The organism is Shewanella sp. H8, from assembly GCF_040285065.1.
Classification (GTDB): Bacteria; Pseudomonadota; Gammaproteobacteria; order Enterobacterales; family Shewanellaceae; genus Shewanella; species Shewanella polaris.
Genome location: NZ_CP157213.1, coordinates 340,468 through 363,156, shown reverse-complemented (window position 1 = coordinate 363,156; position 22,689 = coordinate 340,468). Strand labels below are relative to the sequence as shown.

The following is a 22,689-nucleotide window of genomic DNA, read 5'->3' as shown; positions in this document are numbered from 1 at the left end:
TTAAAAACCATTTTTGTTCATTTAACCCCCAACTATAAGCCTTTTTCGTCTACATGACTTCTTATCAGTATTAACTTAGGTGTACAATTAGTAAGGTTAACGAATTTTAATCATTAACATAATGATTGTTAACTCTTAGATAAGGATAGCTAGGCAGTTATAGAGGGAATGTAGTGCATTTAGTATTTGATCTTTTATCATGGGGCGCATGGTCACCTGACTTTCAAACAGCTGAAAGTTGGCAGCAATGGCAGCAGCCTAATAGCAACCTGTCGCCTAAGCCTGACTCACCAGCATTAAAGCACATTCCTGCTATGCAACGTCGTCGTTTTAGTCGCTTAACTAAAATGATGCTCACTGCCGCACATCAATGCCAACCAGATAACCATTGCCGGAGTATTTTTTCATCTCGTCACGGTGAACTCACTAGAACCTTAGGAATACTTAAGGACATAGCCCAGCAACAAGCTTTATCGCCAACGGCTTTTAGTCAGTCAGTGCACAATACGGCCAGTGGTATTTTTGGTATTGTAAATAATAATACTGCAGCTTCAACATCGGTGGCTGCAGGAGAACAAACTCTTATTCAAGCACTTGTTGAAGCCTACGCTCAATTAGCACAATCACCACAACCGGTATTAGTTGTGTTTGGTGACGATCCGGTTCCACCGGTATACAGTGAATTTACTCACGAAGTCGAACTCCCTCTAGCATTGGGTTTATACCTTGCACCGCTCAATAACGTCAGCGATCAAGTAGACAAGCAGACCACTGAAACCGAATACCAACAAATTAACCATCAAAAGACGACCCTTAGCATATCTGATCATCCACTCAATCTCAGTCACCTCGACAACCAACAAAATCAAAAAAGCCATAATGGCCAAAATGACATCAGCTTGAGCGAATTGATCCACCATATTGCCAACAAAACAAATATCCAAGGTAAATTGTGCCATTGGTATTGGTCACTCGAACATCATGACTAATCAACAACAAACAGCACAACCAGCTGATGCTATTGAGCAAAAAAATGCCATATCCCCAAAACTCAGCGGATTACGTTATATTCCCCGCTGGATTGGTGGTGTGCTTTGTTATATTGCTTTTGGTTTAGGTGGTCTGTTAAGTTCATTGACTATTTTACCAATATTACGATTTTGGCCCGGTAAAAAAACGGTACGAGTAGCACGGGTACAAAAAGCAGTAAGCAGGATGTTTAGAGCTTTTGTCGCCATGCTTAGTTTTGCTGGAGTTATTGCTGTCAGCACCAAGAATATTGAAGCACTACAGCAAACGAAGGGACAAATTATCATCGCCAATCACCCAACGCTGGTGGATGTTGTGGTATTAATTAGCCTTATGCCTAATGCGGGTTGTATTGTAAAACAAGGCTTATGGCGTAACCCGTTTATTCGCGGTGTGCTTGCCAGCGCAGGTTATATCCCTAATCGTGGCGCCGATTGGTTACTACATGACTGTCGACAAGTATTGCATACCGATACTAATTTAATTATTTTCCCCGAGGGTACCAGAACATTAACGGGTAATGTCGTTAATTCTTTTGCTCGTGGTGCCGCCAATATAGCACTACGCACCCAAACTGATATTTTACCTGTAGTATTGCGTACCGATGTTGCCGGATTAACCAAACAACAACCTTGGTACCAAATTCCACGGCAAACCATAAATATGTCAGTAGAAATTGGCACAAGCATGTCATACCTATTGTATGATGCTCAACAAGGTAATGAAGCCAAAATGGCTCGACAGCTGACGCGCGATTTGCAGCAGCACTATCTTGATACACTTAAACAGCCTATCAAATCATATTGATAGCCATACTTATAAGAAAGACAAATAATGAACTTACACAATCAAATTAAACAACTGATCATTGATTGCTTAGATCTAGAAGATGTTACAGTCGATGATATCGAAACTGATGCGGCCTTATTTGGCGATGGTCTGGGTTTAGATTCAATCGATGCGCTTGAATTAGGCTTGGCGATAAAGAAAGAGTTTGATGTCAAAATTGAAGCCAATTCTGATGCGACTAAAGCACACTTTTTCAGTGTTGCTAGCTTAGCTAGCTTTATTGAATCTCAACGTGTTTAGGAGCCAGCATGCAAAATCGTGAACAAATCCTTGAGATGCTTAGTGGTATTTTAGTTGAAGAGTTTGAAATAGAAGCGACAGATATCACTCTAGAAGCTTCTTTGTATGAAGATCTAGATTTAGACAGTATTGATGCGGTAGATTTGGTGATTAAATTGCAACAGCTGACGGGTAAAAAAATTCAGCCAGAAGCATTTAAAACCGTACGTTCAGTGAGCGATGTCGTTAATGCTATTGAAGGCTTAATTAAAAGCTAATGCGGTTAACTCTGCAGATTATTACGACCTTAGTGATTATTGCTTACCCTATAGCGGTATATTTTGGCTTGCAGTATTTACCACCAGGCACCATCGCTTTGCTGCTATGTTTGTTATTATTGATTAGGTTTGTGGTCACAAAGCAGCAAGTAAAATCCATGACACTGCCAATAGTGGTGGGCATAGGGTTAACGGCGGCCAGTTTCATTACTCAACGTAACGACTGGTTACTGTTCTATCCGGTGGTGATAAACCTGAGCATGTTGGGGTTATTCGGTTATTCACTGATTAATGGCCCAAGTATGATTGAGCGCTTAGCGCGCTTAAAAGAGCCTGATTTACCAGACTCAGCAATACCCTACTTACAAACCATCACTAAACTTTGGTGTGGGTTATTTATTGTAAATGGTGGTGTGGCAGCCTATACCGCCATAGCAACAAGCATTGAAATATGGACGCTTTACAACGGATTGATAGCTTATCTGCTTATGGGTATGCTGCTCAGTAGTGAATGGATTTATCGTCGCTTTTGGTTGAAAAAACATGAATAAACTTTTACTCAATTGGTTATCAACAGGCCCTGCCTCGCAGCAGCTAATCAGCTTTGACCATCATGACATCATGACGGGATCGTTGTTTTGTGCGCAAGTGGCCCACATACATGCTCAGCTGATTCAAAGTGACGCTCAGCGTTGGTTGCTTGCTGCCAAGCACAGTGACTTATTTGCCGCAGGTTTATGCGCAGCCTTGTTAGCTGGTAAGCAAGTGATATTACCTGCCAACACCCAAGATGGCACTTTGAGTCAGCTCAACCATGAATTTGATGCCATTATTGCCGACGCTCCCTTATGTGAAGTGCGTGAGTATATTGAGCTAAAAAAAGAATTAAGTTTACCCGCAGCAATTTGGCCCAAAACCAAGTCATTAGGTGAATTAGTACTATTCACCTCTGGCAGTAGCGGTCAACCCAAGGCAATCAAAAAAACACTGCAACAATTAGATGCCGAAGTCAGTATTCTTGAACAAACATTTGCTGAACATTTGCCTCACTGTTCAGTGGTATCGACAGTTTCACATCAACATATCTATGGTTTATTGTTTAAAATTCTGTGGCCTTTAGCCGCGAGCCGAGCATTCTTAAGTGAACAAATCGACTTTCCCGAAACCTTAAGCTACTACTTGGCCATCATGCCTAATTTATGTTTAATCAGTAGTCCCGCTCAATTGACCCGCTTGCCTGATGCTCTAGAAAATCAAAAACAACAACGTATCCCAAGCTTAATTTTCAGCTCTGGTGGTCCGTTAAATTTTGATGCGGCCCAAGCAGTTAAACAATGCTTTAATCAATTACCCATTGAAATATTTGGCAGCACTGAAACCGGCGGTATTGGATATCGACGCCAACAGCAACCCATGCAACCATGGCAAGCATTTACCCAAGTTAATGTTGATATGGATCCCCAAGATGGTGCTCTGATGCTGCAGTCTGTTTATTTAGACAATTCAACTCAATGGTTAAAATGTGATGACAAAATTGAACTGTTAACTGATGGCCAGTTCCGCTTATTGCATCGCCTTGATCGCATTGTCAAAATTGAAGAAAAACGCTTGTCGTTAGCGCAAGTGGAGCATTTACTGCAAACTCATCCTTTTGTCAGCGAAGCGGCCGTCACGGTTTTAGAACAACCGCGCACTATGCTAGGTGCTGCAGTCTGTTTAAGTGAATTAGGCCAGAAAACACTCAAAGCTGAAGGAAAATTAGCGGTTAATAATGCCTTAAAAAATCATTTATTAAGTCAGTTTGAACGTATTACCCTACCACGACGCTGGCGTTATCCTGCACACTTGCCACTCAATAGTCAGGGCAAGCGCACCCAATCAGAAATTGTAGCCTTATTCAGTCATGATTAAGTCAGAATTACCGCATATTGTTAGCCATGAAGGCGATAATAATCTCTACCAATGGCGTTTATTTGTCAGTGCAGATTTGGCCTTCTTTGATGGCCATTTCCCTCAGCAACCGGTGTTACCTGGTGTCACCCAATTGGATTGGGCGGTCAAACTTGGCTGTGAGGCATTTGGTTATTCAGCCCAAGTTGCCACATTAGAAGTGCTTAAGTTTCAGCAACTCATTTTGCCAAACACCTATGTTGATTTGGTTATAGAACATCAGCCCCAAAAAGCAAAAATGATTTTTAGTTATCGTGATCAAGATAAACGGTTTGCCTCTGGCCGCATTGCGCTTAAGCCTGCTGTAGTCACTACTGCGCCGACCGTCAATGAGACCGCCTCATGAAGCTAGCCTTAGTGATCCCCAATTACAATCATCATATTGCCATTGAACAAACCTTAACTGACTTGGCAAAATTTAATCTGCCATGTTATTTGGTTGATGATGGTAGCCAAGATGAAACCCGTTATATTTTGCAAGCCATGGCGGAAAAGTTTACTTGGGTAACGCTCATTAACCATCCTTTTAATCGCGGTAAAGGTGCGGCTGTGATCAGCGGGCTGCGTCAGGCTTACCGTGATGGTTTTAGCCATGTATTACAGGTTGATGCTGATGGACAACATAATTTAGACGATATCCCGTTAATGATATCAACTGCAGAACAACAGCCTCAGGCATTAATATCTGGCCAACCCATTTATGATGACTCTGTGCCTAAAGGGCGTTTATACGGGCGTTACATCACCCATTTTTGGGTATGGGTTGAAACCTTAAGTCTCGACATTCAAGATTCTATGTGTGGTTTTCGGGTTTATCCATTAGAGGCTACTGAGCAGTTATTAAGCCAGCAAGCATTGGGTGAACGGATGGACTTTGATATTGAAATCATGGTCAAACTGCACTGGCAAGGAACTCCAGTGGTTCATGTGCCGACCAAAGTAATCTACCCTGATGACGGTATTAGTCACTTCCAAGGCTTGCAAGATAATGTGCGCATTAGCTGGATGCACACTAAATTATTTTTTGGTATGTTGACTCGTTTGCCACAAATTCTGAATAAAAACAGTCCGCATCAACATTGGTCATCAATGGGAGAGCGTGGCAGTTATTGGGGCATAAAGTTACTAGCAGAAAGCTATCGATTAGGCGGCCACTGGCTTTGCCGAGCCATTATGTATCCGGTGATTGGTTACTTTTTTCTAACTGGTGCTTCCGCTCGTCAAGCGTCGATGAATTTTCTAGCCCGAGTGCAGCAACAAGTTCCTGAGCATCCAGATTTACATCAACCCACCCATTGGCGCGACAGCTTAAATCACTTTATTGCTTTTGGTAATGCTGCTCTAGATAGAATTGATGCTTGGTGCGACCGTATCAAACTCAATCAAGTCGATTTTAACGATCGTCATATTCTGGCAAACCAAGTGGCTTCTGGTCGAGGAGCCGTGCTGATTGTGTCGCATTTAGGTAATTTAGAGTTATGCCGTGCGATTTCAATCCACCAGCAGAAAGTGAAAGTCAACGTTATGGTGTTGACTCAACACGCCGAAAACTTTAACAAAGTATTACAACAGTTGAACCCACAAAGTAGCCTTAACCTTATTCATATCAATGAGCTTGATCCCAGCACCGCCATGCTGTTACAGCAAAAAATTGATATGGGCGAAATAGTGGTTATTGCAGCAGACCGTACCTCATCAAATAGCCAAGGTAGGGTAGTTTATCTACCCTTTCTCGGTCATGATGCTCCGTTTCCACAAGGACCATTTATTCTTGCTAGCTTGTTAAATTGTCCGGTTTACACCATGTTCTGCATTCGCCAACAAGGCCGCTATAAAGTACATGTCGAACACTTAAGCGATAGTTTAAAAGGTCCGCGAGCAGGGCGCATTGAACGCTTAACTGATGCAATGAAATTGTACAGTCAGCGCTTAGAGTATTTTGCCAAACAGGCACCATTGCAGTGGTTTAATTTTTACGATTTTTGGCATAAAGACGAATTGATTGATCGTCCGCTTTCACTCCCCGCTACTGCTTTTAATACAGGTACAGCACCTAATACTGGTAGTGCACTTAATACCGGAAGAGCACTTAATACAGGTGCTGCGTCAAATACAAATACTGCACCCACTAACAACACCACTTCAACTAGTCAGGATAACTAATTCAATGAGCAACACTTCTTCATCGCCATCATCTGCCGAAAACATTGTGCATTTAGGCCAGAGCTACCTGAGTCTTGAACAAGTGGTCGCTGTCGCCAAGGGCGCAACGGTCAAGCTAGCAGACTCTTCTGACTATGTTGAATATATTCAAAAAGGCGCCCGTTTCATCGACAGTTTGCTGCATGAAGAAGGCGTGGTATATGGCGTCACCACAGGTTACGGTGACTCTTGTACCGTCAATGTCAGCTTAGACTTAGTCCATGAATTACCGCTGCATTTAACCCGTTTTCATGGTTGTGGTTTAGGTGATGTATTTAGCCCAATGCAAGCCCGCGCGATTATGGCTTGCCGCTTAAACTCATTGGCGGTGGGTAAGTCAGGTGTCAGCTATCTGCTGCTACAGCGCATTGAATGGCTACTCAATAATGATATTACCCCTGTTATTCCTCAAGAAGGTTCGGTTGGCGCCAGCGGCGATTTAACCCCTCTATCTTATCTTGCAGCTGTATTAGTTGGCGAACGTGAGGTGATATACCAAGGTAAACGCCAAGCGACCAAAGATGTTTATCTGAAATTCGGCATGATGCCATTAACACTGCGTCCTAAAGAAGGCCTTGCGTTAATGAATGGTACCGCGGTGATGACCGCACTGGCCTGTTTAGCCTATGACAGATCGCAGTACTTAACTCGCTTATCAAGCCGTATTACAGCCATGGCATCGTTAACCCTTAAAGGCAATGCAAACCATTTTGATGAAATTTTGTTTGCCGCCAAACCTCACCCAGGACAAAACCAGATTGCCAGTTGGATCCGTGAAGACCTAAACCATCATGCGCATCCACGTAATTCTGACCGTTTACAAGACCGCTATTCTATACGCTGTGCACCGCACATCATTGGCGTACTGCAAGATGCTTTGCCCTTTATGCGTCAGTTTATTGAAACCGAACTCAATAGTGCGAACGACAATCCGATTGTCGATGCCGAAGGTGAACATATCCTCCATGGCGGTCACTTTTATGGCGGCCACATTGCCTTTGCCATGGATGCGATGAAAAATGCGGTGGCCAATATCGCCGACTTAATTGATCGTCAAATGGCCTTAGTCATGGACCCTAAATTTAACAATGGTTTACCGGCTAATTTATCTGCCGCAGAAGGCCAACGTCGCGCCATTAACCATGGCTTTAAAGCGGTACAAATCGGTGTTTCGGCTTGGACTGCAGAAGCATTAAAAAACACCATGCCTGCCAGTGTGTTTTCTCGCTCAACAGAATGTCACAATCAAGACAAAGTGAGCATGGGCACCATTGCCGCCCGCGATTGCATGCGGATTTTACAACTGACAGAACAAGTCGCTGCCGCCGCATTATTGGCCATGAGCCAAGGCATTCAACTACGCGTTATACAGAAAGAGTTAGACCCCAATTCACTAACACCATCACTTGCCAATACTTTGGCCCAAGTCAGTGAAAATTTTGAACTGCTTACCGAAGACCGTCCATTAGAAGCCGTGCTGCGCCAAACCGTAGAAAAAATTCAACTGGGCCTGTGGGAGGTATGTTAAATGAAAGGTTTATTACTCACAGAAATGGAAATGGTGATCCCGTTTCACGATGTCGACTCAATGGGCATTACTTGGCACGGTAATTACTTACGCTACTTTGAGGTTGTGCGTTGCCAATTACTGGATAAGCTCGGTTACAACTATCGCACTATGCTCGAATCTGGCTACGCTTGGCCAATTGTAGATGTGCAAATTAAGTACGTTAAAAGCAGCACCTTTGACCAAAAAATCAAGGTTATCGCTGCCATTGTTGAATGGGAAAACCGTTTACGCATTAACTATCAAATTGTTGATGCCGACACCAACACACGCATCACCAAGGGCTATACCATTCAAGCTGCAGTTGAGATTGCTACCCAAGAATTATGCTTTGTTACCCCAGATATATTTCAGCAAAAAATTCACCCATTACTCGATGCGAGCCAAGTGTAATGAGTGCCCGCAGCAGAGTATTTGTGAGCCTATTTACTAGCATATTTATTAGTGTATTGGCGCGAGTAAGCAGCATCATTATGCTGTGTTGTCTGTGTATTGCAGCCTCCTCGGCTAACGAACATCCACCAGCAGGCAATAATGAACCTCTTACTCAAACGCAACTGGCAGATATTCAGGCGCTGTATACTCAACCAGCCACCACAGAGGACCTCAGCGCGCTAGCGCAGCAACTGAATCTACAACTAGATACTCGTGGGAAGTTTGTTCAACTACGCCATTTACAAGTGCTTAAAAAGCCCTTACTCAGCCAAGGACAGTTTATATTTAGCCCAACGCAAGGGTTGGTATGGCAGCAGCAGCGTCCATTCAATACCTTGATGGTGCTTAAAGATCAGCAGTTGATCCAACAAAACAGCCAAGGCAAAATTCAACACTTTAATGCTGGGGCTAATGGCAATCCGATTGCACAGCAATTACCGCGTTTATTACAAGCCATTATGGCGGGCGATATTGATGCCTTAAGTGCCGATTTCAACTTATTTATGCCTGCTGCTCAATCCGTAATTCAGCCCGTAATTCAGCCTGCAACTAAGCCTGAAAATAGGTCATGGCAACTGGGCTTACAAGCTAAAGACCCACAAGTGCAATCGTCTATGGGTAACATTACCCTCAGCGGCGATACCCTTATACGTTCATTAATCATGACCAGTAACCAAGCGGATATTAGCGACTATACTCAAATTCAATTTACCCTGACCCAACAAGGGCCACTAAGTGAAGCAGAGCTGGCGCTTTTTAGTCTTGGCAATGAGTCCTCTAAATAATGCAGCCAATATCGCTAACCGCGTTGCTATCTCCCATTGGGCGTTTTGTCTTATGGGTATTATTGCTGCTGACAATGTTAGCCTCGGGCTTAATACAATGGCAACAGGGCGCACATATTCAAACTGATATTTTGGCGATGTTGCCGCATTTACAGCAAGACAAACTCACTGAAACAGCATTAAACAGAGTTGAACAACAACTCGCTAACCAAGTGTATATTGCAGTAAAAGCCGATAATGACAACCAAGCTATCAGTGCCGCACAGCAACTGATGGATGCGCTAGATAAACAGCCTCAACCGCCCTTTATTCACATTCGTAGCGGCGCGGATGATCATCTGCAAGACTTGGCTAAAGTGTATTTCGAACATCGCTTTACCCTACTCACCGCCGAGCAAGCTAAAGCCATTGCAACAGATAATTGGCGACAGTTGCTTACTGCGGCCCAAAATCAACTTTATAGCGCATTTGGTTTTGCCAACAGCCAACTGCTCAGCAATGACCCGTTACTGATGTTTCCAGCCAACTTACTGGCGTTATCACCTAATAGTGCGCTGCGAAGCCAGCAAGGTATTTTACTCACCGATACTACCGAGGGTGTGGCTGCAATTGTCATGGCCAAAGGCCGCGACAGTGCGTTTAGCCCGACCGCTCAGCAACAGCAAATACAAGCATTAGAGTCTGCGTTTAGCCAAGTGACGCAGCACAACCCAGATGTCAGTTTCCTTAAAGCTGGTGCACTTTTTCATGCGATCGCCGCTACCGAATCGGCCAAACAAGAAATCAGCCGAATTGGCTTAATTTCCATGTTGGGGATCATCTTATTAGTCTGGTTGGCCTTTCGGTCGATTATGCCGTTATTTGCCGCACTACTGACGTTAACGTCTGGGGTGGTATTTGCGTTTGTCGCCACCTTAAGTATTTTTGGTGAGTTGCACTTACTGACACTAGTTTTTGGTACCAGCTTAATTGGTGTCGCCATTGATTACAGCTTTCACTTTTATTGCGAAAAACAAGCTCATCCCAATAACAACGCAACAGACACCTTAAAGCAGATTTTTCCGGCGCTCACTCTCGCCCTTGCTACTAGTGCCAGTGCCTTTATCGCCATTGGCTTTACGCCATTTCCGGGAATGCAACAAGTGGCCGTCTTTTGTGCTGCTGGGTTAATTGGTGCTTACCTAACGTTGTTATTGGTGTTTCCATTACTGGGTAACCATGCGCTTAAACCGACGCCTGGATTAACCCTTGCCCAAGGCTATTTGGCGCTATTACAACGTATTTTTACCCCGAATAAATTGTGGCAAAAAATAGCCATAGCAGCTCTGATCATTGGTTTGTCGACAATATTATTTTTCGGCCTGTCACAAATAGACTCTAACGACGATATTCGTCAGCTACAGCAAAGCCCTGCAGCTATCACCACCGAAGAGAACCAACTACGGCAACTGCTCAGCGGCGGCACCGACAACCAATTTATTTTAGTCAGCGGTCCCAATGAGCAAGCTTTATTACAAACATTAGAGCAATTGACACCAGTACTGGATAAAGCAGTCACAGATGGTGAATTAGACCAAGCAATCAGTCTCAGCCGCTTTATATCTAGCATTGCCAAACAACAACAAAACTATCAGTTACAGCAACAGCTTTATGGGCAACATTTAGACGAGATCATCAGTGAAATGGGCCTCGATGACAGTATAAGCACTAGTCTGATGGCGCAACTTAATCACGCCGAATCACAATGGTTAACCCCAACCATGATACTAGCCAAAGCCAATGATGATTTACAGACGTTATGGCTTGGCGCGATTCCAACAACAGACAAACCCCAGCAATTTGGCGCCATAGTATTACTCGGTGGCATACACTCGTTAGCCACTCTTGAGCAACGACTGACTGAACATCAATGGCCTTTGGGCCAAGTTCGGTTAATCGATAAGGTCGGTGATATATCCCATTTAATGGGCAAGTATCGCCAACTAACATTACAACTATTAATGTGGGTATTTGCCTTAGCCAGCTTACTGTTTAGTATTAAATATGGTATTAAGTTGGCATTCGCTATCGTCGCTGTGCCCGCATTATCGGTGCTGCTCACACTAGCCTGTTTAGGCCTTGTCGGTTCAAGCATTAGCTTGTTTCACGCCTTAGCGCTTATTTTAGTATTAGGCATTGGTATCGATTACAGCCTCTTTTTTGCCGAGGCCAAGCACACTAGTCGCGGAGTGATGATGGCAATCTTTATGTCAGCCTGTTCAACACTATTGGCTTTTGGGTTGCTGGCGTTGAGTCAAACCCATGCCATTCACTTTTTTGGTTTAACGCTTCTTTTTGGGATCAGTTTTTCATTTTTACTGGCACCGTTTATTTCATTTATTACTAGGAAAACTGTAAATGCCATTTAGTCATTCACATACAGTCAGCAACATGGACGTTGACGTTGCCATCATTGGTGCAGGCCCTTCCGGAGCCATTGCCGCAAGTCTTTTACGCCAACAAGGTCATCAGGTTGTTGTTATTGAAAAACAGCATTTTCCACGTTTTTCCATTGGCGAAAGCCTACTGCCTTGTTGTATGCAGTTTCTCGAACAAGCAGGCATGCTAGACGCCGTTAAGCAGGCTGGATTTCAATTTAAAAATGGTGCCGCATTTCAGCACCAAAGACGCTACACCACCTTCGACTTTACCGATAAATTTACCCCAGGCCCTGGGACTACGTTTCAAGTTCAACGGGCAGATTTTGATAAACTCCTAGCCGACACGGCTATCAGTCAAGGGGTTGAGATCCGCTTTGGTCATCAAGTTGATGCGATTGATTTGACTCATAATCCTCGTTTAACAGTAACGAATGACCAAGGGGCACAATATCAAGTTAATGCTAAGTTTGTGCTTGATGCCAGCGGCTTTGGCCGAGTATTACCGCGATTACTGAACTTAGAGCAGCCATCAAATTTAGCGCCACGAAGCGCCATTTTCACCCATATTGAAGACAACATTAGCGATCCCCATTTTGATCGTAATAAAATCTTAATCAGTGTTCATCCTCAACATAAGGATATCTGGTACTGGTTAATCCCTTTTAGCAATAACCGTTGCTCAATAGGCGTGGTAGCTGAGCCGCATTTACTCGAGCATTTATCCGGTAGCCTTGAACAACAATTGTTAGCGGTAATTAATGAAGAGCCAGAGCTACAGCAGTTACTGAGTAATGCCAATATTGTTCAGCCTTGTGCCACTCTCAAAGGTTATTCGGCTAATGTCACCACCTTAGCAACCAATAAGTTTGCTTTATTGGGTAATGCTGGCGAGTTCCTTGACCCAGTATTTTCATCAGGGGTGACAATTGCAATGCAGTCAGCATCAATGGCTGTCGCCTGTTTACATAAGCAATTGAATGGCCAAACGGTTGATTGGGATAGCGAATACTCTGCGCCATTAATGCAAGGGGTTAACACCTTTAGAACCTATGTCCAAGCTTGGTATGACGGACGCTTTCAAGATGTCATTTTCTATCAACAAGCTGACAATAAGATTAAACAAATGATCTGCTCAATTTTAGCGGGCTACGCTTGGGACATGAGTAACCCGTTTGTAAAAGAGTCCGAAAGACGCCTCAATACCATTGTTGAATTATGTCAGGAGCCAGAAACCGATGTTGCTTAATCGGCTGTGGCATTCTGCAGAGATAATGTTGCCTCGCCTTGTTGCGCTGTTACTGTTAAGCCTATTAAGTGCTTGTAGTCAGCAAATCGAGCGGCAAACTTGTGTCCCACTCGCCAGTGAAGCACAATATTGTCTAAGCTCAGCCTCTACGGTGTTAGCAACGTCACCACAACAAGACACCAGCTTAAGCCAAATAGTGAGCATTACTCATGGACAAGAAAATCATGAGTTATTAACCCAGCTGGAGCTTAATTCACAACAGATGACGTTAGTAGGATTCGCGCCACTTGGACAAGCATTGTTCACGTTAGTATACGATGGGCAAACCCTGCAAAGTCAGCAAAGTCTGTTATTAGGTGAGCAATTTAAAGCAGAGTATTTAATGGCCATAATGCAGTTAATTTACTGGCCAACGGAGCAAGTTAATCAACATTTAACCGGCGGTGAATTAGTCACTATGGCATGTGATATGCCGTTATGTAAGCAACTTAATAATGCAAGTGGTGCGTTAATAACGATAACCTATAGCGATATCGACCCGTGGTTAGCGCAAGTGAATGTAGACATCAACGCCGCCGATATTCATATGCAAATAAACCCTATTAATTAACTAATTGATTAACTGATTGATAAACAAGTGCACCAGCATAACCCAATAAACCGAGATAAATAGGCAATCAAACTAAACATGAAGAGTCGCATTGCAATAACTCACATCGGATTGTGTACACCTCTGGGCAACTCGCCAGAAGAGGTACTGCCGCGCCTCATCAATGGTGATATTAGTGCCATGCAGTGGCGCGATAATTTATTGTTCGATGCACCAACATTAGTCGGTTGCGTCGATGATAAAAGATTAATAGAGATAGCCGATCATCTCAGTTTATTCGCTTGCCGTAATAATCGTTTATTAAACACTGCCGCCCAGCAACTTGCTCCGGCAATAGAACAAGCTAAACAGCGTTTTGGCGCAGATAGAATTGGGGTGGTATTAGGCACCAGCACCTCAGGTATTTCTAAAGGCGAAGCAGCGATAAAATATCAGCTTGAACATGGTCATTTTCCTCCGAGTTATCATTACTCACAGCAGGAACTCGGTAGCACCAGTGACTATTTAAAACAGTTATTTGAACTATCTGGCCCTTGTTATACTGTGTCTACAGCGTGTTCATCGAGTGCAAAAGTGTTTGCCAGTGCGCAGCGATTACTCAATGCAAATATGTGCGATATGGTAATTGTGGGTGGTGTAGACAGTTTATGCCAGTTAACCGTTAATGGTTTTGCCGCATTAGAATCAGTATCCAAAGGCCATTGTAATCCGTTTAGCCGCCATCGTGATGGCATTAATATTGGTGAAGGGGCAGCCTTATTTATCTTAGAACGTGGCCAAAGTGACGTCATGCTTGCAGGGATAGGCGAATCTGCCGATGCACATCATATTTCAGCACCACATCCGCAAGGATTAGGCGCTATTGCCGCCATGCAACAAGCCCTAGTAGAAGCCAACATTACTGCTGAACAAATTGATTACCTCAACCTCCACGGCACCGCTACACCCAAAAATGACGCCATGGAATCGCGTGCTGTCACTGCAGTGTTTAGACATTCACTGCCAGCTTGCAGCTCAACCAAACCACTCACAGGTCATACTTTAGGTGCTGCTGGCGCGATTGAAGCTGCCTTTTGCTATTTATTATTAAGCCCACTTAACCATGATAAGCGTTTGCCGCCGCACATCTGGGATGGGCAGCAAGATGCTAATGACCCTAAAATCGCTCTCGTTAGCGCCAACAACAATACTGGCCTTAGCCAACTCAATTTTATTATGAGCAATTCATTTGCCTTTGGCGGCAGTAATGCCAGCCTGATTTTTTGTCGAAAGGATGCCTAGTTTCATGTCAATAGCCACTGCAACTCCGGCGATGTTAGCGCAAGAGATAAGTACGTTTATTCCACATCGGGCACCGATGATCTTAATTGATAATATCTTAGAACATCTCCCAGACTGCTTAATCACTGAAACCCATATTAGCTCCAAGTGTGCCTATTTCGACGCCCAACTCAATGGCGTGCCAAATTATGTTGGTATTGAGTATATGGCCCAAAGTATTGCTGCGTTAGCGGGTGTTGAAGCCTTACTGCGCGACGATGGTATCCGAGTCGGTTTTTTACTCGGCACCCGCAAACTGCAAATGCATATCGACACATTTACCTTAGGTGAGTCATATCGCACTCAGGTCACTCGGCTATACCAAGAAGAGTCTGGATTAGCGGTTTTTGAATGCCAAATTTATCATCACCAAACGTTAGTGGCGGAGGCCAATGTCAATGTATTCCAACCACAAGACACCCAGGCTTATATTGATGAAAGCCAAGTCGACGAGTAAGCATGATCAACAACCCTTTTGACACCCCTATTGGAGTTCCTCGAATCAATCACGGAGAGACATTTTGAATAACAGAGTATTAGTTACTGGTTCCAGCCGAGGAATAGGTAAAGCCATCGCGATTAAATTAGCCGAGAGTGGTTTTGATATTGCGCTGCACTTTCACAGCAATCATGCTGCCGCAGCGCAAGTGCAAAAAACCTTATTAGATCTTGGTGTTCAGGTTAGTTTACTGCAATTTGATATTGCCGACCGTCAAGCGGTCAAGCTGGCAATCGAAACAGACATTGCCGAAAATGGTGCCTATTATGGCGTTATTCTTAATGCGGGTATTAATCGCGACACCGCTTTCCCAGCGATGACTGAAGATGAATGGGACAGTGTGATCCACACTAATCTTGATGGATTTTATAATGTTATCCACCCTACGGTTATGCCAATGGTACAAGCACGTAAAGGTGGACGTATTATCACCCTAGCCTCTGTGTCAGGCATTGCAGGTAATCGTGGTCAAGTGAACTACAGCGCATCAAAAGCGGGAATTATTGGCGCAACTAAAGCCTTGTCGCTTGAGTTAGCTAAGCGAAAAATTACCGTCAATTGTATCGCACCGGGGTTAATTGAAACCGATATGGTCACAGATATCTCAACCGATATTGTCAACCAAATAGTACCGATGAAACGCATGGGCAAACCCAGTGAAATTGCCGGCCTTGCTAACTTTTTATTATCAGACGATGCCGCCTACATAACTCGCCAAGTTATCTCAGTTAACGGAGGCATGATATGAATCGTGTAGTCGTTACCGGAGTGGGCGGTATTTCCGCATTAGGCCAAAACTGGCAACAAATTAAAGCCAGCCTACTAGCCAAACATAACTGCGTTATTCGCATGGATGAATGGGATCGCTACCCAGGTTTAAATACTCGTCTGGCGGCACCAGTGACTGATTTTACTCTCCCAGCCCATTATTCACGTAAAAAGATCCGCTCTATGGGGCGAGTATCCATGATGGCAACACGTGCCAGTGAATTAGCGCTTGAAGATGCAGGCTTGTTGAACGATCCCATCCTTAATTCCGGTCAAGTTGGAGTTGCTTACGGCTCATCAACTGGTAGTACCGATCCAATTATGGGCTTTGGTGACATGTTAAAAACCGGCGAAATGTCGGGGTTAACCGCCACCAGTTATATCCGCATGATGGCCCACACTACCGCGGTTAATATTGGGGTGTTCTTTGGCCTGCAAGGCCGTATTCACACCACCAGCAGTGCGTGTACCTCTGCCAGTCAAGGCATTGGCTATGCTTATGAAGCGATTAAATATGGCATGCAAACCATTATGCTAGCGGGTGGTGGTGAAGAGCTTTGCCCTACCGAGGCCGTGGTATTTGATACTTTATATGCCACCAGCACCCAAAATGATACTCCAGAGCTAACGCCACGACCATTTGACCAGAACCGCGATGGGTTGGTTATTGGTGAAGGTGCTTGTACCTTGATATTAGAAGAGCTTGAACATGCTCAAGCCCGTGGTGCTAAAATTTATGCAGAGCTAATTGGTTTTGGTACCAACTCAGATGGCCAACATGTCACTCAACCCAATGCTAACACCATGGAAGTGGCTATTCGTTTAGCCTTAAAGGATGCCCAATTATCGGCTCAAGACATTGGTTATATCAGTGCTCATGGCACCGCAACAGATCGCGGTGATATAGCAGAAACTGCCGCGACTCACGCAGTCTTTGGTGCAGAAACGCCCATCTCTTCATTAAAGAGTTATACCGGTCATACTCTAGGCGCTTGTGGTTCGTTGGAAGCGTGGACCAGTATTGAAATGATGAATGAAGGTTGGTTTTCGCCAACACTCAATTTGACTGATATTGACTCAGAATGCGCCCAACTTGATTACATCAAAGACGATATTCGACATATCGACACCAACTACATTATGAGTAACAACTTTGCCTTTGGTGGCATTAATACTTCATTGATTTTTAAACGTTGGCGTTAATTACATAAGGGTACACACTCTTTTGCAGCCAAATAAAACAGGCGAAAGCGATGCTTTCGCCTGTTTTTTACACTTTGTAAGCAGCAGCTTTGGTTTGATAGTCTTGAGTAATCTGTTTCATTTCTACCGCGCCACCAGCTAACTTTTTAACTTGTTCTGATAACAATACAACTGCTTGGGCATTATCCAAAATTTCAGTACCAATCTGAGTCAATCTATCTGCTTGTTGTTGTGTACCATTTGCCGCATTATGGCTCAAGGTCGCAACTTGACCGATTTGGAGTGAACGTTGTTCTAATCCTTGAGCAATACTACTGGTATGAGCTACATTTTGCGTCGTACGTTGCTTACCTTGATCCATCGACTCAACGGTTTTTAGCATACTGACATTCAAACGACTCAGTACTTTTTCTATGCCATCTGTAGATTGACTCGTACGTTGTGCTAAAGTGCGAACTTCATCTGCTACCACCGCAAAACCTCGACCACTCTCACCCGCTCTAGCCGCTTCAATTGCCGCATTTAACGCAAGTAAGTTAGTTTGATCTGAAATACTGCGAATAGCCTGCAGCAGCGCTGTGATAGCACTAATATCCGTGGTTAAATCAGTCATTGATTCAGTCACTTCAGTCATATTGGTTTCTAGCGCCTGCATGTCTTTCATAATGCTTAATGCACTTTGGCTATCACCAAGGCTCGAGGCTGCTCCTTCTTTTGCCTGATCCGCTGATATTTGACTGTCATGAGCCATTTGTTGAAAATTGTCGATCACATCTTGAGTCGACTCGGCAATCATTCTAGCTTGATCATTTTGCTGCTGCACTGCTTGCTGAGTTTGATCACTCAAGCTCATCAAGTTGTCAGAAGTGCTACCCATCTTCACCGCAATATCACGATAATCGTTAAATAATTGCGACAGTTCTTCGAGCATTAGATTAAACGACATTTCTGCATGAGTATCGGCTGAAAGTAAACGAATAGATAAATCTTTATTTGCTGATATCTGCTCAATAGCCCCAGCAATACGTTGATTAGCCAGTGAATCAGTACGCATAAACAAGGCAATACGAATAAGAATAAAGGTTTCAGTCGCAGCAAACAAAGCATGAACTAACATTATGGTCCAGTTACAATTACCGGCAAAAATCATTAACTGTGTACCTAATACTTCAATATCTTGCAATTGAATATAGGTCATAAGAATATGGTGTATTGCCACCGTCAACAAAGCAGCCAATAACGGCTGCCAGCGTAAATAAATAAGAAATACGCCCATGGTGGCAAAGATATGAAAGTGCATTTCAATCATACCCATTTGGCTTTGAATCAGTAATCCTGACACCGTCATCATAATTACTGCACCAACTATCGCAAATAACTCAGTCCCTTTCAGCAAGCTATAACTCAACTGAACTATGACTAAAATAGCTATCGCTGCAGTAATACTAAAGGTCAGCATTTCGGCACCAAAAAATCCACTGACGACTAATAATGGGGCCTGCAACATCAACAACCGATAGATATATAAATCATGTTTTTTGAGTAATGTTACAGTTTGATCATCATTCATATATAAACCTAAAGTTGAGCTGAAATAATATGGTTAAGGTCAATCAACATCTTGGGTATTGAAAGCTGTTTAGCCGTATAAATACGTTCGATGTTTCCGTTTGGAGCCAATAAAAATAGATTTCCAACATGGCTAATAGTAGTGAGTTCTCGATTAATATTATCTGATAAGAGAAATTCAAGAGAATACAAATCTTCTTCAACCAATGAAGCACTCACGAAACGTTTTGATCGTCCGTCAATCATAGCTTGTCGTACAGCAAATGAGTCGTTATCAGGATCGATAGTCACAAATATAAATTGGATATCCACTTTGGCTAACAAAGCATCTTGCTCTATGCGTTGCTCAAGTTGATCTAATTGTTTAATACGTATTGGACAAATTTCTGAGCACGACAAAAAGCCCAAAAATAAGTAGGTATAGGTTCCCACAGAAGCAGGGTAATGGTGGACTTGTTGATTAACGTCTTGCCAGCGAAAACGAATTTGTTGGCTATCACTGGTGGTAATTCCATAACTCTGCGAACCTGCTCCCCATTGATTAAGCAACATCAATATAGGGATAAGACTCACAGCAAGCAGAATTAAGATTGACGCGATGAAAATTTTGCTTGGCTTCATAAAATATAAACAACAGTATGGCGGCTTTTCAACGATAAGCTTGTGGGCTTTTGTTAATGAAACTACATTCTGAAAAGTAAAATTGGCATCAAACTAGATACTGACAGTTAATACTATACGCAACAAATGATTTTGTTGATCAACAAAATCACAAAAATTACAAAATAAAAAAACGCTTAATGATCCTTTAAATGTCAAAGTATCATTAAACGTTAATTATTTGAATCAGTGGCTTTATATAAGCCTACGAATAAATTGATTAAAGTGTCATAGCATCAATAGCAAGTTTAGCTTGGCTAATGCCAGCTTCAGCAGCATCTGGGCCCATATTTAATGCTTCAGCATAAATAGTTTCAACATTATTAATCCCGATAAAGCCCAACAAAGTCGTTAAGTAAGGCACCACATGGTCTGTAGGGCCACCTTTATGTACTCCACCACGAGTGGTCACAATAATGGCGCGCTTACCTTCGATTAAACCAACAGCTCCGGTATCGGTGTAAGTAAACGTCACACCTGCACGGGCAATAAAATCAATCCAATTTTTTAGTGTTGTCGGAATTGTAAAGTTGTACATAGGCGCGGCGATCACAATGGTGTCATGAGCTTTTATTTCAGCCACTAATTTATCAGATAATGTGAGCGCAGATAACTGACGCTCCGAAAGATTATCGCCACCGCGTAAACCTGAAGCAAGTTCGCCGTCTAACATTGGTAGTACATTTTCACCTAAATCACGCACTGTAATTTGCGCACCTTTGCTGTTCCATTGCTGATGTAAATAATCAACTAATGCTGAAGATTGTGAATAACCGCCTAGAATGCTTGATTTTAAAATTAATACTTTTGTCATTGTAAAGTCTCACCCATATGTATGTTGGGTCATATGGCTGTGTGCCTGACCAATGAAATAAGTATATTGATCTATAAAAAAGAATAAAAGCGCAATAAATCCGCAATTATATTCGATAAAAACGAAAGGTTATAACCTAGTCTGCATTAACAACTCTAGGAGGAAAAGATACATATTGGCCAGTAAAAGTGGCGCACATAATGTCATCGCAATACAATGCGACTTCTAAGGTAATCTTCACTCGGCGACCTCGAGTTAATGGGGTTAAATCAGTATAAGGCCAAATAACTTTGGCATAGGCCTGTTTAGAAATGGGTTTTAAATACCTTACCTTCGCATCAGCTAATACAATGTCACCATGTGCTTGTGACAATTGTTGCTGTAACCACACCATCCCCCAACCAGTCAACGTCATTAAAGTATAGATGCTGCCTGCAAACATGGTGTGATGTAAATTAATGTTAGGTTCAATAGGTGCTGTAACCTGTAAGCTATCTCCGTTGAACAACACAGGAGTAATATCCATAAATTTACTGACAGGAATAGTATTATGCCAAGTTTCACACAAAGTCTGTAGCAAGGCAGAGACCTTGGTATCCGATTGCGATTCAGTGAACGAAATATCAAGCATAGCGACATCCTTCCGATTGATGACTAGCTAATCTCAACTTGGGATAATAAACAGCTATAAACCAAGATGTTATACTTGCAGATTAAAGGTAACTGGACCATCATTAACCAATTCAACCTGCATATCTGCACCAAATTTCCCAGTTTCAGTAACAACTCCTTGTTGCCGACAATATTCTACAAAAGCGAGATAAAGACTATCGGCTTGCTCAGGGGTTGCCGCACTGGAAAAGCTAGGCCTTAAGCCTCTGCCGGTATCAGCAACTAAAGTAAATTGCGATACCACCAACAATTGCCCTCCGACTTGAGTCAGATTAAGATTCATCTTGCCATTTTCATCATTAAACACTCGATAATTAATGACTTTTTTAGCTAACTTAACCATTTTCTCACTATTATCTTCGCGTTCTACACCTAATAAGACTAACAAACCTTGGTCAATTTTGCCGACAATCGTACCTTCGACTGTGACTGAAGCGCGTTTAACTCGTTGAATTAATGCAATCATAACTGCCTTAAAATACTATTTGGTGATGCTTATTGAATAAGATAAAACAAGGCCGTCATAAAGGACATACTGAACAACAGGTACTTGTATCCCAAGGCCCATCAAATTAGCGGTTACTGAATATGTTCACATATAATATTAAGATTTTTCAGAAGACGGACTGGATTTATCAACCACGAGAGGATCATGCACATTATTGTGATTCTGGCTTTTAGTCTCAGTCTCTGTAAATATTTCAGCTTTGAGATCATCCGCGATAACCGCTAAACTTTCTAAATATTCTGGTAATGCCGCTGTAATCTCTGCACCTAACAACACAATCATCCACGATAAGTACACCCATACAAACAAAATCGGGATCACTGCCAGCGCACCGTATATTGCTTCATAACTCGGAAACTGGGTGACATAAAACGCAAAACCCTTTTTGCCTGCTTCAAACAATACCGCAGCAACAACAGCCCCTAACAACGCATGTGAAAAATGGATTTTCTTATTAGGCACTACCATGTATAGCAGTAATATTGATGCGACTGAAAACAGCAATGGCAAACGTTCAATAATCCAAGGTACTAATCCAGATAGATCACTCCCCGTCACCACCTCTAATGAGACCACATACGAGGTAGCCACCAAACTAGCACCAATGAGTACAGGACCAAGCGTTAAGACCATCCAATACATCGAAAATGACACCACATATGAGCGTTTTTCAGTAATCCGCCAAATATTATTTAATGCTTTATCGATAGCTGAAATGAGCATAATGGCGACAAACACTAACGCGATAATACCCACAAAGGTACCTTTAGACGCATTAGCGACAAATTCGTTAATATGCACTTGTACCGTATCACCCGCTGCAGGTATAAAGTTGTTATAAATAAACCCTTCAATATTACCGCGAATACCTTTAAATACTGGGAACGCCGATAACATCGACATAGTCACAGCTAACATAGGCACCAATGATAACAAGGTCACATACGCCAAATGCCCTGCACGGATATTAATTTGGTCTTCAGCTAACCGTTGTTTGAGGTGCAATAGAAACTGCCAAATCCCACTAAAAAAAGCCACAATAGGGCTGTAATCAAACTTTTTGGGCATAATAATCCTTATTTAATA

The 22,689-nt window shown here is 42.9% G+C and carries 24 protein-coding genes; 18 read left to right on the top strand and 6 right to left on the bottom strand.

Annotation, left to right across the window (positions count from 1 at the left end):
* Positions 1–173 precede the first annotated feature (173 nt).
* The 18 genes from ABIS04_RS01590 (at position 174) to ABIS04_RS01505 (ending at position 17,380) form a co-directional block, all read left to right on the top strand.
* Positions 174–989 (top strand): beta-ketoacyl synthase chain length factor, encoded by an 816-nt coding sequence (locus ABIS04_RS01590; RefSeq protein ID WP_137223571.1) that lies wholly within the window; start codon positions 174–176, stop codon positions 987–989.
* Positions 982–1,836 carry a 1-acyl-sn-glycerol-3-phosphate acyltransferase gene (locus ABIS04_RS01585; RefSeq protein ID WP_350432386.1) on the top strand — a complete coding sequence of 285 codons (855 nt, stop codon included), beginning with the start codon at positions 982–984 and terminating at the stop codon, positions 1,834–1,836. Before ABIS04_RS01590 ends, ABIS04_RS01585 begins: the two co-directional genes overlap by 8 nt.
* A 27-nt stretch (positions 1,837–1,863) precedes the next feature.
* Complete coding sequence (locus tag ABIS04_RS01580) at positions 1,864–2,118, top strand: phosphopantetheine-binding protein (protein WP_011635842.1); 255 nt, start codon at positions 1,864–1,866, stop codon at positions 2,116–2,118.
* An 8-nt stretch (positions 2,119–2,126) separates the two neighbouring features.
* Entirely contained in the window at positions 2,127–2,375 is a 249-nt protein-coding gene (locus ABIS04_RS01575) for an acyl carrier protein (protein ID WP_137223573.1), read from the top strand.
* The gene (locus tag ABIS04_RS01570) at positions 2,375–2,926 is read left to right on the top strand and encodes a hypothetical protein (RefSeq protein ID WP_137223575.1); all 552 of its coding nucleotides are present in this window, start codon (positions 2,375–2,377) and stop codon (positions 2,924–2,926) included. Before ABIS04_RS01575 ends, ABIS04_RS01570 begins: the two co-directional genes overlap by 1 nt.
* Positions 2,919–4,286 (top strand): AMP-binding protein, encoded by a 1,368-nt coding sequence (locus ABIS04_RS01565; protein WP_140233106.1) that lies wholly within the window; start codon positions 2,919–2,921, stop codon positions 4,284–4,286. The genes ABIS04_RS01570 and ABIS04_RS01565 overlap by 8 nt, the downstream gene beginning before the upstream one ends.
* Complete coding sequence (locus tag ABIS04_RS01560) at positions 4,279–4,671, top strand: thioester dehydrase (protein ID WP_137223579.1); 393 nt, start codon at positions 4,279–4,281, stop codon at positions 4,669–4,671. The genes ABIS04_RS01565 and ABIS04_RS01560 overlap by 8 nt, the downstream gene beginning before the upstream one ends.
* Positions 4,668–6,488, top strand: a complete 1,821-nt coding sequence (locus tag ABIS04_RS01555) for a glycosyltransferase (protein WP_350432385.1) — start codon at positions 4,668–4,670, stop codon at positions 6,486–6,488. The genes ABIS04_RS01560 and ABIS04_RS01555 overlap by 4 nt, the downstream gene beginning before the upstream one ends.
* 4 nt (positions 6,489–6,492) lie before the next feature.
* A complete protein-coding gene (gene hutH / locus ABIS04_RS01550) occupies positions 6,493–8,055 on the top strand; it encodes a histidine ammonia-lyase (RefSeq protein ID WP_137223583.1) in 1,563 nt (520 codons plus the stop codon).
* The gene (locus tag ABIS04_RS01545) at positions 8,056–8,487 is read left to right on the top strand and encodes an acyl-CoA thioesterase (protein ID WP_350432384.1); all 432 of its coding nucleotides are present in this window, start codon (positions 8,056–8,058) and stop codon (positions 8,485–8,487) included.
* A complete protein-coding gene (locus ABIS04_RS01540) occupies positions 8,487–9,314 on the top strand; it encodes an outer membrane lipoprotein carrier protein LolA (RefSeq protein ID WP_350432383.1) in 828 nt (275 codons plus the stop codon). The genes ABIS04_RS01545 and ABIS04_RS01540 overlap by 1 nt, the downstream gene beginning before the upstream one ends.
* Positions 9,314–11,722 (top strand): MMPL family transporter, encoded by a 2,409-nt coding sequence (locus ABIS04_RS01535; protein ID WP_350432382.1) that lies wholly within the window; start codon positions 9,314–9,316, stop codon positions 11,720–11,722. Before ABIS04_RS01540 ends, ABIS04_RS01535 begins: the two co-directional genes overlap by 1 nt.
* A complete protein-coding gene (locus tag ABIS04_RS01530) occupies positions 11,712–12,980 on the top strand; it encodes an NAD(P)/FAD-dependent oxidoreductase (RefSeq protein WP_350432381.1) in 1,269 nt (422 codons plus the stop codon). Before ABIS04_RS01535 ends, ABIS04_RS01530 begins: the two co-directional genes overlap by 11 nt.
* Entirely contained in the window at positions 12,970–13,590 is a 621-nt protein-coding gene (locus tag ABIS04_RS01525; RefSeq protein WP_350432380.1) for a DUF3261 domain-containing protein, read from the top strand. Before ABIS04_RS01530 ends, ABIS04_RS01525 begins: the two co-directional genes overlap by 11 nt.
* 78 nt (positions 13,591–13,668) lie before the next feature.
* Positions 13,669–14,871: a beta-ketoacyl-[acyl-carrier-protein] synthase family protein gene (locus tag ABIS04_RS01520; RefSeq protein ID WP_137223594.1), complete on the top strand. Its 1,203-nt coding sequence runs from the start codon at positions 13,669–13,671 to the stop codon at positions 14,869–14,871.
* A gap of 4 nt (positions 14,872–14,875) precedes the next feature.
* Positions 14,876–15,367, top strand: a complete 492-nt coding sequence (locus ABIS04_RS01515; RefSeq protein ID WP_137223596.1) for a hotdog family protein — start codon at positions 14,876–14,878, stop codon at positions 15,365–15,367.
* Positions 15,368–15,431: 64 nt separating this feature from the next.
* Positions 15,432–16,157, top strand: a complete 726-nt coding sequence (locus ABIS04_RS01510; RefSeq protein WP_137223598.1) for a 3-ketoacyl-ACP reductase FabG2 — start codon at positions 15,432–15,434, stop codon at positions 16,155–16,157.
* The gene (locus ABIS04_RS01505; RefSeq protein WP_350432379.1) at positions 16,154–17,380 is read left to right on the top strand and encodes a beta-ketoacyl-ACP synthase; all 1,227 of its coding nucleotides are present in this window, start codon (positions 16,154–16,156) and stop codon (positions 17,378–17,380) included. The genes ABIS04_RS01510 and ABIS04_RS01505 overlap by 4 nt, the downstream gene beginning before the upstream one ends.
* 67 nt (positions 17,381–17,447) lie before the next feature.
* Here ABIS04_RS01505 and ABIS04_RS01500 read toward each other — a convergent pair whose 3' ends face one another.
* From ABIS04_RS01500 to ABIS04_RS01475, 6 genes are all read right to left on the bottom strand, one after another.
* Positions 17,448–18,950 carry a methyl-accepting chemotaxis protein gene (locus ABIS04_RS01500; protein ID WP_350432378.1) on the bottom strand — a complete coding sequence of 501 codons (1,503 nt, stop codon included), beginning with the start codon at positions 18,948–18,950 and terminating at the stop codon, positions 17,448–17,450.
* An 8-nt stretch (positions 18,951–18,958) separates the two neighbouring features.
* Positions 18,959–19,570, bottom strand: coding sequence for an SCO family protein (locus tag ABIS04_RS01495; protein WP_350432377.1), 612 nt, complete (start codon positions 19,568–19,570; stop codon positions 18,959–18,961).
* A 259-nt stretch (positions 19,571–19,829) separates the two neighbouring features.
* Positions 19,830–20,423 (bottom strand): FMN-dependent NADH-azoreductase, encoded by a 594-nt coding sequence (locus tag ABIS04_RS01490; RefSeq protein WP_350432376.1) that lies wholly within the window; start codon positions 20,421–20,423, stop codon positions 19,830–19,832.
* Positions 20,424–20,559: 136 nt separating this feature from the next.
* A complete protein-coding gene (locus tag ABIS04_RS01485) occupies positions 20,560–21,054 on the bottom strand; it encodes a thioesterase domain-containing protein (protein WP_137223604.1) in 495 nt (164 codons plus the stop codon).
* 69 nt (positions 21,055–21,123) lie between these two features.
* The gene (gene dtd / locus ABIS04_RS01480) at positions 21,124–21,561 is read right to left on the bottom strand and encodes a D-aminoacyl-tRNA deacylase (protein WP_350432375.1); all 438 of its coding nucleotides are present in this window, start codon (positions 21,559–21,561) and stop codon (positions 21,124–21,126) included.
* Between the two features lie 138 nt (positions 21,562–21,699).
* Positions 21,700–22,671 (bottom strand): virulence factor BrkB family protein, encoded by a 972-nt coding sequence (locus tag ABIS04_RS01475; RefSeq protein WP_350432374.1) that lies wholly within the window; start codon positions 22,669–22,671, stop codon positions 21,700–21,702.
* Between the last annotated feature and the right edge of the window lie 18 nt (positions 22,672–22,689).